This window comes from Burkholderia sp. ZZQ-2, from assembly GCF_050768715.1.
Taxonomy (GTDB): domain Bacteria; phylum Pseudomonadota; class Gammaproteobacteria; order Burkholderiales; family Burkholderiaceae; genus Burkholderia; species Burkholderia cepacia.
Window position 1 is genome coordinate 1 of sequence record NZ_LDVA01000093.1, and the last position, 15086, is coordinate 15086.

Sequence of the window (15086 nt, forward strand, 5' to 3'; positions counted from 1 at the left end):
CGACGCGTCGCCGACCAACGTGCAGGACGCGTACAACGCGCTCAAGACGTACCTGATGCTGTCCGACAAGCGTCACGTCGAACAGGCACACCTGACCGACCAGCTCGCCCGCTTCTGGCGCGGCTGGCTCGAGACGAATCGCGGCAACATGCCGCGCGACGAGATGATCAAGAGCGCCGAGCGCATGATCTCGTTCTATCTGTCGCGCGTGAACGACGACGACTGGCCGATGATCGACGCGAACCTCGCGCTCGTCGACCAGACCCGCGAGAACCTGCGCCGCGTCGTGCGCGGCATGCCGGCCCGCCAGCGCGTGTACGAGGAAATCAAGGCGCGCGCATCGACCCGCTTCGCGCCGATGACCATCGCGCGCATCGTCGGCGACGGCAACCAGGGGCTCGTGGCAGGCAGCTACGCGATTCCGGGCACGTTCACGCGCGAAGCGTGGTTCGACTACGTGCAGCCGGCGATCCGCGACGCGGCGACCAAGGAACTGCAGGCGAAGGACTGGGTGCTGAACACGTCGACGCAGGACGACCTGACGCTCGAGGGCAGCCCCGAGCAGATCCAGAAGACGCTCGTCGGCATGTACAAGACCGAGTATGCGCAGCACTGGCAGAAGTTCATGCAGGGCATCGCCGTGCAGGGCTTCAGCAGCTTCGGCCAGGCCGTCGACGGGATGAACCGCCTCGGCGACCCGCAGGATTCGCCGATCCGCAAGATCCTCGAGACCGCGTACGACCAGACGTCGTGGGACAACCCGTCGCTCGCGAACGTGACGATCAAGAAGGCGCAGACGGGTGTCGTGAACTGGGTCAAGCAACTGTTCTCGCGCTCGCCGGCCGGCCAGGTGGCGGCCGCCAACATCGACATCAACGGCAATCCGGCCGAGGTGCCGATGGGTCCGATCGGCCAGGAATTCATCGGGCTCGCGCGGATCGTCGCGGTGCATGACGGCACGTCGATGCTCAAGGGCTACATGGAGTCGCTGTCGAAGGTCCGCACGCGCTTCAACGTGATCAAGAACCAGGGCGACCCGGGCCCGGGCGCGCGCCAGCTGATGCAGCAGACGCTCGACGGCAACGGTTCGGAACTCGCCGATTCGCTGAAGCTCGTCGACGAACAGATGCTGACCGGCCTCACCGATTCGCAACGCAAGTCGCTGCGTCCGCTGCTCGTGCGGCCGCTGATGCAGGCGTTCGCGGTCGTGATCCAGCCGGCCAGCGCCGAAGTCAACAAGGTGTGGAACGCCCAGGTCTACCAGCCGTTCCAGAACTCGCTCGCGACGAAGTACCCGTTCGCGGCGAGCGCGAAGGTCGAGGCCGGCGCCGGTGAAATCGCGCAGGTGTTCGGTCCGGACGGCTCGATCGCGAAGTTCGTCGGCACGACGCTCGGGCCGCTCGCGGTGCGCCGCGGCGACACCCTCGCCGCCCGCACGTGGGGCGACATGGGCATCGGCCTCACGCCGGACTTCACGAACGGCTTCGCGCGCTGGGTCGCGCCGCTCGCGGGCGGTGCGGCAAGCGGCGCGGCCGCGTCGTCCGAGCCGCAGACCGTGTTCCAGATCCTGCCGCAGCCGAGCACGGGCACGACGGAATACACGATCGCGATCGACGGCCAGCAACTGCGCTACCGCAACACGCCGCCGCAGTGGACCAACTTCGTGTGGCCGAACCCGCAGGGCTCGCCGGGCGCGACGCTGTCCGCGACGACCTTCGACGGCCGCACGGTGCAGCTCGTCAACGAGCCGGGCCGCTACGGCCTCGAGAAGCTGATCAACTCGGCGCAACGCAAGCGCCGTCCGGACGGCACCTTCGACCTGACGTGGGCGCAGGGCAACGTGAACGTGTCGGTGACGATGCGCATCATCAGCACGTCGCAACCGTCCGGCGGCGGGGGCAGCGACCAGCCGCAGCAGCAGAGCCTGCGCGGCCTGCAGCTGCCGTCGTCGGTCGCCGACGCGAGCGCGGGCGCCGCGCAGAACGCGACCCAGTCCGGCACGGGTACGCCGGGCGCAGCGCCGGCCGTCGCGGCCGCCAACGCAACGAATGCACAGGGGGCGCAATGACGCAAACCGTACAGGCGCAAATCGCCTACTTCGGCAAGATTCCGTCGCGCGGCGACTTCGTGAAGAGCCCGCACAATCCGCAGTTGCTGCAGACGCTCGACCGCTGGATCGCGCAGGCGCTCGAACTGCTCGCGGAAGATCCGCGCTGGAAGCTCGTCTACGAGGATGCGAAGCCGATGCATTTCGCGTTCCTCGGCTCGCGCAGCAAGCTCGCGATCGCGGGCCACATGGTCGCGAGCCACGACGTGTCGATGCGCCGCTTCCCGTTCCTCGGCGCAACGGCGCTCGAGGTCGACCGGCCGCTCGCGTTCCTCGCGCGCAGCCCGCTCGCGTTCGCGCGGCTGTGGTCGCGCGTCGCCACGCAGATCCCGCCGCTGCTGGGCAAGGACGAGCCGCCCGGCGCGCTGCAGGCGCTCGGCGACACGCAGGTGCCGATCGACGTCGGCGGCCCCGGCACGTCGCATGACGGCACCTTCAACGATTTCGTCGAACACCAGTCGCTGTACGGCCTCCAGGAGATGCTGCTCGACAGCGGCCATCCCGTGCGGCTGCGCGGCGCGATGCTCGCGCTCGGCTCGCTGCTGCGGCCGGTGATGCAGAGCGGCTCGTCGCACATCGAGCGCGGCCTCACGCTGCCGCTGCCGGTCGATCCGTTCTACCGCAGCCTCGTCGCCGCGTTCTGGCTCGAACTGATTGCACCGTTCGTCGCGCAGGCCGACTTCGAGCTCGCGATCTTCATCGGCACGATCGCCGAGCGCGAACGGCTCATCATCGGCTTCAACGGCGCGTCGGCCAAGACGCTGCTGAGCGTCGTCGACCCGCAGACCTACGCCGCCCACAACATCGACATCGACGATCCCGAGTGGATCGACGCCCATGCGCAAAACGATCACCAGATCAGCAAGCTCGTCAGCTACCTCGACCAACCGCAACTCTCGCTGCGCGTCGCCATCGACGCGTTCCGCGAAGCGTTCATCGGAGGCTGACGGGATGCATCGCATGAATCACGTCCTCGCCGCCCTCCTCGCCTCGGGCCTGTTCATCGGCAGCGGCGCGGCCTTCGCGCAGAACACGGGCGCGACGGTCACGCCGGTCGGCAACGGCACGGTCGCGACGACCGCGCTGCCCGCGAACACCGGTGCCGCACCGGGGACGGCGTCAGGCGCCGTCGTGCACGGCACGGCCGGCACCGCGAGCACCGTCACGCCGCCGCCCGCGGCCGCGACACCCGGCCAGGTGGTCGTCGGCGGCAAGGTGCCCGACGAGGCGACCAAGGCCGCCGTGCTGCAGAAGCTGCGCGACACCTACGGCGCGACGAACGTCGTCGACCAGATCGAGGTCGGCGACGTCGCGACGCCGCCGAACTGGAGCGCGAACGTGCAGAAGCTGCTCGGCGCGCAGCTCAAGCAGATCAGCAAGGGGCAGCTGAAGATCAACGGCACGCAGATCGAGATGAAGGGCGAGGTGCACAACGAAGCGCAGCGCCAGCAGCTCGCGAGCGACATGGCGAACACGCTGAACCCGACGTATACGATCAGGAACGGGCTGCGCGTATCGGCGTCCGAACAGGGCGTGCTCGACCAGACGCTCGCGAACCGGACGATCGAGTTCGAGACGGGCAGCGCAACGCTCACGCCGCAGGGCAAGCTGATCCTCGACCAGATGGCGGCCGCGCTCGCGAAGATGCAGAACCGCACGGTCGACATCATCGGTCACACCGACAACTCGGGGAACCGCACGTCGAACATCGCGCTCAGCCAGGCGCGCGCGGATGCGGTGAAGGGTTACCTGATCACGAAGAGCATTCCGCCGCAGCAGATGACGACGACGGGCGTCGGGCCGGATCAGCCGATCGCGCCGAACGATACGGCGGACGGGCGGGCGCGGAATCGACGGATCGAGTTCCGGGTGGGGCAGTAAGCGTAGAGGGATGTCACGGGCCGCTTCGTACGGAGCGGCCCGGCAGGCGACGGGCGGCGGCAGCGATGCGCCGCCCGTTTCGCGTTTACGACTGCTCGTCCGGCCTCACGCCCAGCAGTTCGCGAATATGCGACAGCGAGCCGTCGTCCTTCACGACGCTCTCGAGCCACTTGTGCAGCGGCATGTCGGCCCATTCGGCCGCCTTGTCGGCGAGATACGCGACCGGGCTGTGCGGCTCGGTCTGGCGGAAATAGCGGGCGACCGCGCGCAACTGGTCGACGGCCTGCGCACGGTTCTGGATGCCGGCGATCATCTGCGTCACCGGGGCGCGCGGAACGGGCTGCGGCTGCACGTGAGTCTCCTCGGTCTGAATCGGGTTGCCGAACACCGGCTCGATGCGCTCGGGTTGCGCCTGCGGTGCCGACTGCGTGTGCGGCGCGCTGCCCGTATAACCCTGCTCGCGCGCAAAGCGCTCGGCGAGGCGGTACACGGTCTCGAACGCGTCGCGCGCCTGCCGGAAGCTCGGCGCCGAATCGCCCGCGCGCTCGACGAGCCGCTCCTCGAACGCATCGAGCGCGAATTCGAACGCCTTCAGGTTCGCGAGCAGCGCCGTGTAGAACGCGATCGACGTCACGCGCCGCGACGAATCGATCTGCTCGATCGACGGCTTGCCGCGTGCGATGTCGTCCGCGTGTTCGGGGTCGCGCTTGATGGCCTGCGCGACGTGCTGCGCCACTTCCCAGTCGAGCGTGCTGAACGCGTTCGACGCGCCGTCCGTCAACGGCACCGCGCGCAGCAGCTCGGCCGTGCGGCCGGACAGCCACGCGACGTTGCCGAGCCGGTGCTCGATGTCGTCGTCTTCGGGCAGCGGGTGCACGGTGTCCCAGAAGTCGCGGCACAGGCCCTCGAGCAGCGCATAGCCTTCGGTGAGGCCGGTGATGCCGTCCTCGAGCGCGAGCGCCTCGGTGAGCCATACGGCGAGCCGCAGGTCCTTCGTGCGCGTGCGTAGCAGCTCGCCTGCGTGATCGACGACGAAGCCCCAGTCGGCCTCCTTGATCTCGGTCACCCATTCGCCCTGGTCGAGTGTCGGATCGTCGTAGCGCCGCGCGTCCTGGATCGCGTCGAATTCGTTCGAAAACAGCAGGTCGTCGCCGCTGGGCGACGCATCGCTGATCGGCGTCAGCAGCTCGGGGAGATTGATCGGCATGGTTTCAGTTCATCAATGCTGGGTGATGCGCGGCCGCGCTCATTCGACGGTGTACGTGAATTCGCCGGCCTCGTCCGCGCGCACCGCGATGCGCGCGATGGCCGCGCCGTCGGCGATCCGGCCGAGCACGTGGCCCGCGATCTCCGGCAGCAGCGTGCCGTTCAGGATATGGTCGACGTTGCGGGCGCCCGAATCGACTTCGGTGCAGCGCGCGAGCACCGCGTCGACGAGCGACTCGTCCCATTCGAACGCCGCCTTGTGGTTCGCCTCGATCCGGCGGCGGATCCGCTCGAGCTTCAGCTCGATGATCTCGGCCAGCACGTCGTCGGAAATCGGGTAGTACGGCACGACCTTCATCCGCCCGAGGAACGCAGGCTTGAACGTCTTGTACAACTGCGGGCGCAGCGTCTCGGCAAGGGCATCCGGATCGGGCAGTTCCTCGGCCGGCTTGTTCAGGCACGCCTGCATCACCGCGGCGGAACCGACGTTCGACGTCAGGATGATCAGCGTGTTGCGGAAGTCGATCTCGCGCCCTTCCGCATCGTCCATCGCACCCTTGTCGAACACCTGGAAGAACATCTCGAGCACGTCGGGGTGCGCCTTCTCGACTTCGTCGAGCAGCACGACCGAATACGGGTTGCGGCGCACGGCCTCGGTCAGCACGCCGCCTTCACCGTAGCCGACGTAGCCCGGCGGCGAGCCCTTCAGGCCGGACACGCTGTGCGCTTCCTGGTACTCGCTCATGTTGATCGTGACCATCTTGCGTTCGCCGCCGTACAGGATGTCGGCCAGCGCGAGCGCCGTCTCGGTCTTGCCGACGCCCGACGGCCCGACGAACATGAACACGCCGCGCGGCTTGTTCGGATCCTCGAGGTTCGCGGTCGCGGTGCGCACGCGCTGCGCGATCGCGTCGAGCGCATGGTCCTGGCCGATCACGCGCGCGGTGAGCAGCGGCTGCAGGTTCAGCACAGTGTCGATCTCGTCCTTCACCATCCGGCCGAGCGGAATGCCCGTCCACGCGGCGACGATCTCGGCGACGACGTGGCCGTCGACCTGCAGCGGCACCATCGGCTCGCCGCCCTGCAGCGCGTGCAGCGACGCGACGCGCTCGGCGAGCTTGTCGCGGGTCGCCTGCACGTCGACCGGCTGGCCGTCTTCCGACGGGCCGCGTGCCTTGTCGAGCGTGTCGCGCAGTTCGGTGATTTCGGCGACGATCGCACGCTCGGCTTCATAACGCGCTTCGTCCTTCGCCAGTTGTTCGAGCGCCGTGTCGCGCGCGCCGCGCAGCTCGCCGAGCCGCTCGTCGTGCGCCGCGCCGCCGGCCGCCTCGCGCTCCAGCGACGCGATTTCCGCGTCGATCCGCTCGATGCGCTTCTTCGTGTCGTCGATCGCCGCCGGCGTCGCGCTGTGCGCGAGCGCGACCTTCGCGCATGCGGTGTCGAGCACGCTGATCGCCTTGTCCGGCAGCTGGCGGCCGCTGATGTAGCGGTGCGACAGACGCACGGCCTCGGTGATCGCATCGTCGAGGATCCGCACGTTGAAGTGCTTTTCCATCAGGCCGGACATTCCGCGCAGCATCGCGGCCGCGAGCGGCTCGCTCGGCTCCTCGACCTTCACGACCTGGAAGCGCCGCGCAAGCGCCGCGTCCTTCTCGAAGTACTTCTTGTATTCGCTCCACGTCGTCGCGGCGATCGTGCGCAGCTCGCCGCGCGCGAGCGCCGGCTTCAGCAGGTTCGCCGCGTCGTTCTGGCCGGCCTGGCCGCCCGCGCCGATGATCGTGTGCGCCTCGTCGATGAACAGGATGATCGGGTGCGCGCTCTTCTTCACCTCGTCGATCACGCTCTTCAGGCGATTCTCGAACTCGCCCTTCACGCTCGCGCCGGCCTGCAGCAGCCCCATGTCGAGCACGTGCAGCGCGACGCCGCGCAACGGCGGCGGCACGTCGTCGGCCGCGATGCGCAGCGCGAGGCCCTCGACGACCGCCGTTTTGCCGACGCCGGCCTCGCCGGTCATGATCGGGTTGTTCTGGCGGCGACGCATCAGGATGTCGATCGCCTGGCGGATCTCGGCTTCGCGGCCGATCACCGGGTCGATCTTGCCGTCGCGTGCGCGCTGCGTGAGGTTGGTCGTGTACGTGTCGAGGGCGGGCGTCTTCGACGGGCCCGCCGCGGGCGCCGCGCCGTCGGCTGCCGGCGCGAGGCCGCCGTCTTCCGTATCGGCCTGGCGCGGTTCGGCCTCGCTCGATCCGGCCATGATTTCGTCGAACTTGTGCTTCAGGTCCGTCACGTTCACTTCCGCGAACTGCGACGACATCCGCTGCGCGAATTGCGCGAGATCCGGCGCGGTCAGCAGCGCGAGCAGCAGGTGCCCGGAACGGATGCGGCCGAGCTGCGAATCGAGCGACGCGATCAGCCACGCCTGCTCGAACAGCGCGATCAGGTGCACGGAGAACACCGGCGTGCGCGTGTTGCCGGTCTTCAGGCGCGTCAGCTCGCGCTCCAGATCGGCGCGCAGCGCATGCGGATCGACACGGCTCGCGCGCAGCGCGAGCGGCAGGTCGCCCGCCGGCTCCTCGAGCAACGCGAGGAACAGGTGCTCCAGATCGACTTCGTAGTGGCCGCGCGCCAGGCACGCGCTCGCCGCCCGCTCGGTCGCGTGGCGGCACAGCGGGTTCAGTTTCGTGATCAGGGTCTTCAGAGGCGTGCTCATGGCGTCGATCTCAGGTTCGATTGTGTGTTTGTTGTCGTTCGGAATCAGTGAATCACGTGCAGTTCGTAGCGCGCGTCTGAGCGATCCTCGAGCGCGTCCCGCGTGCACAGGAACGCGTCCCAGCCGAGCCGCGAGCCCGCGCCGAGCACGCTCGCGCCGACCTCGGTGCGCTTGAGCACGAGCTTCACCTCGTATTCGAGCGTGACGCCGGCGAGCAGCGTCAGCATCCGCTCCAGTGCGACGGCCTGCGCGCCGCCGGGCAGGAATGCTTCGTAGTCGCGCTTGGACAGCGGGCCGACGACGATCCGCGCGCGCATGTCGCGCTGCCATACGCGTTCGCCGACGAGCGCCGTCGCGCCGAGCACTGCGTTGACCTCGCCGAGCACGCTCAGCTGGTCGGGCGGCACGTCGTACCACTTGCCGACGAACTGGTCGATCTTCACCGGCACGCGGAAATAGTCGGACAGCGTGCGCTGCAGGTATGCAGCCGACATCGGCCGGTGCCGCGCGGCCAGCGCATAACCGGCAACGGCCTCGTCGAGCACGCCGCCCACGCCGGCCGCGAGGCTGTCGCGCACTTCGTCGCTCGGCACGCCCGCTATCGCGAGCAGCAGCGGCAGATAACGTTCGTCGCGATCGAGCTCGTAATGGAACGGCAGCCGGTATTTCTTCCACGCGGCATAGAACAGCGCGGTCGCGCGGTTCGAGAACACGTCGAAGAATGCGCGCGCCGCGTGGTCGCGCTTCAGGTGCTCGCGCGCGATGATCTGCTCGGTGTAATGCAGCGGCAGCGCGCCCTGCCCGCCAAGCAGCCCGAAGAACGCGGGCGTCAGCTCGACGTGGCCGAGCTCGCCGGCCGCGAGCGCGGCGCCGCGCTGCTCGTCCGTCTTCAGTTGCGTGCCGTCGCCGTCGAACGAGCGCGCGCCTTCGATCTCGCTCGGCGGAAAGCCGAGCGACAGCGTGTTGCGGAATTCGATGCGCTGCGCGACCACGTCGCCCTGCCGCCACGCGCCGGGCGCATCCGACGCCTGCCGCGCGAACAGCCCTTCGAGCACACGCACGGCCTGGAAGAACTCGAAGCGGTGCGGTTCGTCGAGCAGTGCGTCGACTACGCCAGGATCGATTCGCCGGTCCGGGGCTTGCATCGGATGATCTCCTCGCCGGTGCGCTTCGACACGACGACTAGTTGAACGAAACTGTTGAGGTGGACGTACAGCCCGAAGAAGCTGTCGAGCACGCGCACGAACGAGGCCAGGCTCGCGCCGACAAAGTGCTCCTCGTCGATCGTCAGGCGGATCTCGATGCCGCGCACGAAGGTCGCGAACGGCTTGCCGGGCAGCCACTGCACGGCGCCGCGCTGCTCGACGCCGGCGAGGCCGTCGATCTGGCGCATCGACACGGCGGTGCGCCGCAGGTCGTACAGCGTCAGCATTTCCTTCAGCGGCGCGAGGCCGTGCGCGACCAGCGACACGTGATTGAGCGCGAGGTGCGACACGAGCCGCCAGTGCGCGGCGCGGCCGCGCTCGAAGCGCACGCTCTGCGTCGGGCGGCGCAGCATCGAGATGCCGCTCGTCTGCGCGCCGCCTTCCTGGAACAGGTCGCCGCCTTCGAGCCCGAACGCGAGCATGGCCGGCAGGTCGCGGTTCGTGCAGGTGAGGTCGAGGCTCAGCGTGTCGGTCTGCGGCGACGTCGGCTCGAAATCGATGTCGACGATCGAGATTTCGGTTTCATAGCCGGGGCTCTTCTGCGCGACCCAGTCGTTGCGGCGCGCGAACCAGTAATGGCCGATCCGCGCCGATTCGCCGTGATGCAGCGAGTAGAACGGCCGGAATTCGATCACCGATTCCTCGTGCGCCTGCTGCCTGACGAGCTTCACCGAATCGATCGAGTACACCTCGTATGCGAACGCGCGCCGCGCCTCGGCGATCACCGGGTAGGACACCGCGCGGTGCGTGATGCGGATCGGCTCGCCGTGCTGGCGGAACAGGTTGACGATCGGCGTGCAGAACAGCCGGAAGTGGCTCGCCGTCAGCAGCTCGAGCAGCCGCGCGACGTGCGAATCGCTGCGCACGTCCTGCAGCACGAGATGCAGCGTTGCCCGCTGGCAGCGGCCCGTCGCGCGCGCGATCGCCGCGATGTCGAAGTCGACGAAATCGAACTTGTCGGGGAACGCGAAGTATTCGGTGAGCAGGCGATACGCGGGATGCGATTTCGCCGGGTAGTCGATCAGCGCGTCGTCCTCGTCGAAGCCGGCGTGCGCGATCGGCAGCTTGCGCAACGCGGTCCAGCGGCCGTTGCGTTCGGGCTCGACGTACGCGCCGAGCACGTTGACGAACAGGCAGTCGGTCAGCGCGGCGACGAACGACTGCTCGCCGTGCAGGTGCGCGCGCAGCGTCGGCAGCTTCAGCGCACCGAGATCGAGCTGCGCGGCGAGCGACTCGAACGTGATCGAGATCACGCCCGTCGCGTTCGACGGCAGCACCGTCGCGCTCGGCGCGAGCGCGACCGGCGTGTAGCGCGCTTCCGAGATGCGGATCGGCGCGAGCGTCACGTCATAGGCGGTGCGGAACCGGCACTGCACGCCGCGGATCGGGCGGCTCTTCAGCTCGGTACCGCGATCGATCACGACCGGCTCGGTCTGCTGGCCGGGCGAGGCCGGCGTGAACTGCGCGATCGAGCACGACGGGAACGGCCGCAGGTAGTGCGGATAGAGCACTTCCAGCAGCGCTTCGGTGAATTCGGGGTAGTCGTCGTCGAGCTTCTTGTTGATGCGCGCGCCGAGCAGCGCGAACGACTCGATCATCCGCTCGACGTGCGGATCCTCGCAATGCTCGCCGGACAGCGCGAGCCGTGCCGCGATCTTCGGATAGCGTTCGGCGAAATCTCGCGAATAGCGCCGCAAAAACGATAATTCGCGCTCGTAATACGGCAGCAATTCTTCCATCGACGACCCCGAACCTCAATATTTCCTGCCGGACCCTGAACCATCACCGGGCGGTCCGGCCCGCTCGGCGGCTTGATTTACTGCATTCTTGCGGCGCGTGCGCGCGTGACCGAATACTGCAGCGTCGACGGCTGCAGCATCGCGTCGAAACTCACCGGCTCCTCGGCCGGGTGCACGACGAGCAGCGCCTGGATCGCGAAATAGAGCGCGTTGGTGGCCTGCTCGTTCAGCTCGAACGTCACCTGCACCTGCTGCAGGCGCGGCTCGTGGCGCGCGATGGCCTGCTGGATCGACTTGCAGATGAACGCGCGGTCGTAGTGACTCGCCAGGCTCAGCCCTGCGAAATCGTTCAACCCGTAGGTCAGCACCGACTTCTGGCACTCCGGCAGCGTGGCCAGCTCGTTCTCGGTGTGGGCGATACGGGTGTTGAGGATCGCCTCGACGTCGCGGGCGACCGTGTTCTTGAGCTCGTCCAGCGACAATTGCCGCATCGCTGCCGAGGCCGGCAGGTGCGGTTCGTCGTCGAACAGCTTGTCGAGAAAACTGGGTTCGAATCGTTTCATAAGGGCCTGTTTCCGCTAATAACGGGCTTGCGAACGTGTGTTGCCGGTCGTAGTGCAAGGAGTGAGGAGCGCCGTTTGGCCGAGCCAAACAAGCGACGAACGACGCTGCAATACGGCCGGCAACGCACGTTCCCCTGTTTGAAAAAATCATTCGTGGGGCTGGCCCCCAGAAGGGCCGATCGCCGCGTCACGCTCCTCGCGAATACGTCGAGTATTCGCTTCGTCGCAATCCTTGCGCTCGGCCCTTCTGGGGGCCAGCGCAAGCCCGTTATTAGCGGAAACAGGCCCTGATTCACAGCGAAAACGGCAACGGGACGCCGAGCGCCCCGTTGCCGCGACCGACCTTAGACCGCGTAGGTCTTGTCGTTCTTCGTCAGACTCCAGGCGCCTTGCGTGTTGCCGCCCTGGTTGCCGCCGATCTTCTGCTGGGTTTGCTTCCACTGCACGGCTGCGTACTTCAGCGAGAACGTCTCGAGCGGCAGACCTTCCTCGCGAACGCTCGGGGCGATGCTCGAGATGATCACGTACTTGAGCTTGACTTCCAGATACTGCACGCGCTTGCCTTCACCGTCAGCGCGCGAGAAATGAACCGTCACCTCGTCGAACGTGGTACCGCCCGAAGCGTGTTGGTACAGCAGCGGGCTCGACGAATCGATTTCCTTCGTGAAAATCATGTCGCCGTGCTCGCAACGCGTCATCGTGTGACCGCCAGCGGTCGATGCGGTTGCCGAACGCGGCTGAACGATCGAGTGATCCCACGATTTCAGTTCGATCCAGCCCTGGTGGTCCTTGTCCGCGGACTCGCCCTTCACCGCGGGACTACCAAACTGCAAGTGCATATGTAACATGGCCCTTCGACTCCCCAAAGAGGTGGTTTTAACGTCCTACCCAGGCGGCCCGCCCGGGCGATTTACTCGCTTATGAATTTGCCGGTTTGGGCAGATCAGCGACAAGTCGCAGAGAAATCGAGAGTTCGTCGAGCTGAAAGTGCGGGCGCAGGAACGCGACCGAACGATACGAGCCCGGCTTGCCCGGAATCTCCGACACTTGTATGGATGCCTCGCGCAGCGGGAATTGCGCCTTCTGTTCCTGCGACGCGTTGTCGTCGAGCAGGACGTACTGCGAAATCCACCGGTTGAGGAAAGTCTCCACGTTCTGCGCCGATGCGAAGCTGCCGATCTTGTCCCGCATCATCGCCTTCAGGTAGTGCGCAACGCGCGACACCGAGAAGATGTACTGAAGCTGGGCGGACAGGACGGCGTTCGCATTCGCGCTGTCGGTGCTGTATTTTTTCGGTTTCTGCACCGATTGCGCGGCGAAAAACGCAGCGTAATCCGAGTTCTTGCAATGAACGAGCGGAATGAAGCCGAGGTCGCTCAGTTCCTTCTCGCGGCGATCGGTGATCGCGATTTCGGTCGGGCACTTCAGCGCGACTTCACCGTCGTCGGTCTTGAACGTGTGGGTCGGCAGGTCCTCGACGAGGCCGCCGCCTTCGACGCCGCGGATCGCCGCGCACCAGCCGAAATCGTCGAATGCGGCCGTCAGGCGCGCAGCGAACGCCCACGCAGCGTTGCACCACAGGTACTTGTCGTGGTCGGTGCCGTCGACGTCTTCGACGAAGTTGAAGTTCTCCGCGGTCTGGCCGTCCTTCGGATTGAACGGCAGGCGACCGAGGAAGCGCGGCAGCGTCAGGCCGACGTAGCGGGAATCTTCGGCGTCGCGGAACGACTTCCACTTCGCATATTCGACCGTATCGAACACCTTGCCGAGATCACGCGGCTTGCCGAGGTCGGAGAACGACTCGAGGCCGAGCAGCTCGGGCGACGCCGACGCGATGAACGGCGCATGCGCGGCCGCCGCGACGTGCGACATCTGCTCGATGAAGTACATGTCTTCCGGCTGGCGCGAGATCTCGTAATCGCCGATCAGCGCACCGAACGGCGAGCCGCCGAACGTGCCGAATTCCTCTTCGTAGACCTTCTTGAACAGCGCGCTCTGGTCGAATTCGCTCGCGCCCTTGAAGTCGCGCACGAGGTCGCGCTTCGGTGCGTGCAGCGCCTTGATCTTGATCGTCTGGCCGGTGTTGCTTTCCTTGACCAGATAGTCCATCCCGCGCCACGTGCTTTCGAGGCGCTGGAATTCCGGTGCGTGCATCACCGCGGAAAGCTGCGTGGAAATCAGGCGGTCGAGTTCCGCGACGCGCGCGTCGATCGTGGCCGACAGGTTGTCCGACACGATCACCGTGCCGTCGAGCACCTGGTGCACGAGTTCGCCGATCAGGTCCTTCGCACGCGCATGCTCGGAATCGGATTTCGCGACCTTGCTCTTCTCGACGATGTCGTCGAGCAGCGAAGTCCCGGCGGCGTATTCCGCGCCGCTCGCTTGGGCCGCAGCCGTTTGCTGGTTCATCTCAACACTCCGTCGTCATTCGCCGTCTTTGTCGCCGCCGGTGCCCTTCGCGAGCTCCTGCAGCTGCTGCGTGTTCTTCAGCACCTCGGACAGCAGATCCTCGAGCTTGTCGTTGCCGGCGAGCTTGTTGCGCAGGTCGGCGAGCTTCGAGCGCGCCTCGAGCAGGCGGCGCAGCGGCTCAACCTGTTCGACGACTTCGTCCGGGCTGAAATCCGACAGCGAACGGAACTTCAGGTCGACCGCAAACTTGCCGCCACCCTCGCTCAGGCGGTTTTCCACCTGGAACGCGGCACGCGGCTCGATCGCCTTCATCACGTCGTCGAAATTGTCGCGATCGATGTTGACGAACTTGCGGTCGCGCAGCTTCGGCTGCTCGATTTCGGACTGGCCCGCCAGATCGCCGACGACCCCGACGACGAACGGCAGTTCCTTCACCTCGATCGCATCGCCCTTCTCGACCTCGTAGGTCAATTGGACGCGCGGCGGCCGTATTTTCTGCAAGCTTTTCTGAATGCTTTCTTTCTTGGCCATCTCGACGGCTCCCAGGTTAGTTGTGGTTATCGCGTCAGTTACGGTCAGTTGCGCAGGGCGCCGAACGGATCGCCGCCCTTCGGCGCTCCGCCGCCCGACGACGTGTTCGTCGGCGGCACCGTAGCGGTGGTTTCCGCACCCTGCGTCGTGAATTTCTTGTGCACGACCGTGCGGGTCTTCTTGGTTCGGCCACTGGCGCGGGGATTCGTCTCCGGCGGGAACAGCGCCGATTCGCCCAGCGTGTCGCGCAGTTGCTTCGCGAGCGCCTGCGCATCGGACTTCGCGTCGCCCGCGAGCGACGAATCCTGACGCAGCTCGCCGAGCGACTGCGTCGCGATCCGCAGGCCGGCCACGGCCAGCACGCTCTTTGCCTGACGGTCGGTCGCGTCGCGCTGCAGCGCTTCCTGCGCGGCAACGATTGCCTGACCGTAGTGGTTCTGTGCGAACTGGATTTGCGCGATGCGCGACCACGGCTCCTCGCGCGTCGGATCCGACTTCGCGAGCTGCTGATACAGGCCGAGGGCCTTGTCCTGGTCCCCCGCCTTCGCAACTGCGTCCGCATCGGCCAGCGACTTGTTGAACACCTCTGCAGTCGGCGGCGCGGGAGGCTGGCTCGCACAACCGGCGATCACGCCGCAAGCCACTACTACCCCAGACAGTTTTGCGAAGAGACGGTCTTTCATCGTTATATCCACCGGCGCGTGAGTTTTAAATCGTTGAGAATCTGGTTCTTTT

12 protein-coding genes are annotated in these 15086 nt (G+C 66.8%); 3 read left to right on the plus strand and 9 right to left on the minus strand.

Annotated features, from left to right (window positions below; translation table 11 throughout):
* From ABY44_RS04705 to ABY44_RS04715, 3 genes are all read left to right on the plus strand, one after another.
* On the plus strand, nucleotides 1–2068 hold a 2068-nt coding region (locus tag ABY44_RS04705), incomplete at its 5' end, for an ImcF-related family protein (RefSeq protein ID WP_431640907.1).
* Nucleotides 2065–3054, plus strand: coding sequence for a type VI secretion system-associated protein TagF (tagF, locus tag ABY44_RS04710; protein WP_027788508.1), 990 nt, complete (start codon nucleotides 2065–2067; stop codon nucleotides 3052–3054). The genes ABY44_RS04705 and tagF, both read left to right, overlap by 4 nt.
* A gap of 4 nt (nucleotides 3055–3058) precedes the next feature.
* Nucleotides 3059–3988 carry an OmpA family protein gene (locus tag ABY44_RS04715; RefSeq protein WP_060173914.1) on the plus strand — a complete coding sequence of 310 codons (930 nt, stop codon included), beginning with the start codon at nucleotides 3059–3061 and terminating at the stop codon, nucleotides 3986–3988.
* A gap of 85 nt (nucleotides 3989–4073) precedes the next feature.
* Here the strand turns inward: ABY44_RS04715 and tssA are convergent, their stop codons facing one another.
* The 9 genes from tssA to ABY44_RS04760 all read right to left on the minus strand — a co-directional run bounded on the left by tssA (nucleotide 4074) and on the right by ABY44_RS04760 (nucleotide 15034).
* Nucleotides 4074–5195: a type VI secretion system protein TssA gene (tssA, locus tag ABY44_RS04720; protein ID WP_059699704.1), complete on the minus strand. Its 1122-nt coding sequence runs from the start codon at nucleotides 5193–5195 to the stop codon at nucleotides 4074–4076.
* Nucleotides 5196–5234: 39 nt separating this feature from the next.
* Complete coding sequence (gene tssH / locus ABY44_RS04725) at nucleotides 5235–7904, minus strand: type VI secretion system ATPase TssH (RefSeq protein WP_060173913.1); 2670 nt, start codon at nucleotides 7902–7904, stop codon at nucleotides 5235–5237.
* Between the two features lie 44 nt (nucleotides 7905–7948).
* Nucleotides 7949–9049, minus strand: a complete 1101-nt coding sequence (gene tssG / locus ABY44_RS04730) for a type VI secretion system baseplate subunit TssG (RefSeq protein WP_021161816.1) — start codon at nucleotides 9047–9049, stop codon at nucleotides 7949–7951.
* A complete protein-coding gene (tssF, locus tag ABY44_RS04735; RefSeq protein WP_021161817.1) occupies nucleotides 9013–10848 on the minus strand; it encodes a type VI secretion system baseplate subunit TssF in 1836 nt (611 codons plus the stop codon). The genes tssG and tssF overlap by 37 nt, the downstream gene beginning before the upstream one ends.
* 77 nt (nucleotides 10849–10925) lie before the next feature.
* The gene (tssE, locus tag ABY44_RS04740) at nucleotides 10926–11411 is read right to left on the minus strand and encodes a type VI secretion system baseplate subunit TssE (RefSeq protein WP_021161818.1); all 486 of its coding nucleotides are present in this window, start codon (nucleotides 11409–11411) and stop codon (nucleotides 10926–10928) included.
* A 344-nt stretch (nucleotides 11412–11755) separates the two neighbouring features.
* Nucleotides 11756–12259: an Hcp family type VI secretion system effector gene (locus tag ABY44_RS04745; protein ID WP_006477093.1), complete on the minus strand. Its 504-nt coding sequence runs from the start codon at nucleotides 12257–12259 to the stop codon at nucleotides 11756–11758.
* Nucleotides 12260–12329: 70 nt separating this feature from the next.
* Nucleotides 12330–13820 carry a type VI secretion system contractile sheath large subunit gene (tssC, locus tag ABY44_RS04750; RefSeq protein ID WP_006477094.1) on the minus strand — a complete coding sequence of 497 codons (1491 nt, stop codon included), beginning with the start codon at nucleotides 13818–13820 and terminating at the stop codon, nucleotides 12330–12332.
* 15 nt (nucleotides 13821–13835) lie between these two features.
* Nucleotides 13836–14351, minus strand: coding sequence for a type VI secretion system contractile sheath small subunit (tssB, locus tag ABY44_RS04755; RefSeq protein ID WP_027788514.1), 516 nt, complete (start codon nucleotides 14349–14351; stop codon nucleotides 13836–13838).
* A 44-nt stretch (nucleotides 14352–14395) separates the two neighbouring features.
* Entirely contained in the window at nucleotides 14396–15034 is a 639-nt protein-coding gene (locus ABY44_RS04760) for a tetratricopeptide repeat protein (protein ID WP_060173912.1), read from the minus strand.
* Nucleotides 15035–15086: the final 52 nt, after the last annotated feature.

Bases quoted from the DNA above. Each gene is read 5' to 3' on its own strand.
- tssF (WP_021161817.1), bottom strand. From the start codon at position 10,848: ATGGAAGAATTGCTGCCGTATTACGAGCGCGAATTATCGTTTTTGCGG.
- tssE (WP_021161818.1), bottom strand. From the start codon at position 11,411: ATGAAACGATTCGAACCCAGTTTTCTCGACAAGCTGTTCGACGACGAA.
- ABY44_RS04760 (WP_060173912.1), bottom strand. From the start codon at position 15,034: ATGAAAGACCGTCTCTTCGCAAAACTGTCTGGGGTAGTAGTGGCTTGC.
- ABY44_RS04745 (WP_006477093.1), bottom strand. From the start codon at position 12,259: ATGTTACATATGCACTTGCAGTTTGGTAGTCCCGCGGTGAAGGGCGAG.
- tssG (WP_021161816.1), bottom strand. From the start codon at position 9,049: ATGCAAGCCCCGGACCGGCGAATCGATCCTGGCGTAGTCGACGCACTG.
- tagF (WP_027788508.1), top strand. From the start codon at position 2,065: ATGACGCAAACCGTACAGGCGCAAATCGCCTACTTCGGCAAGATTCCG.
- tssB (WP_027788514.1), bottom strand. From the start codon at position 14,351: ATGGCCAAGAAAGAAAGCATTCAGAAAAGCTTGCAGAAAATACGGCCG.
- ABY44_RS04715 (WP_060173914.1), top strand. From the start codon at position 3,059: ATGCATCGCATGAATCACGTCCTCGCCGCCCTCCTCGCCTCGGGCCTG.
- tssH (WP_060173913.1), bottom strand. From the start codon at position 7,904: ATGAGCACGCCTCTGAAGACCCTGATCACGAAACTGAACCCGCTGTGC.
- tssA (WP_059699704.1), bottom strand. From the start codon at position 5,195: ATGCCGATCAATCTCCCCGAGCTGCTGACGCCGATCAGCGATGCGTCG.
- tssC (WP_006477094.1), bottom strand. From the start codon at position 13,820: ATGAACCAGCAAACGGCTGCGGCCCAAGCGAGCGGCGCGGAATACGCC.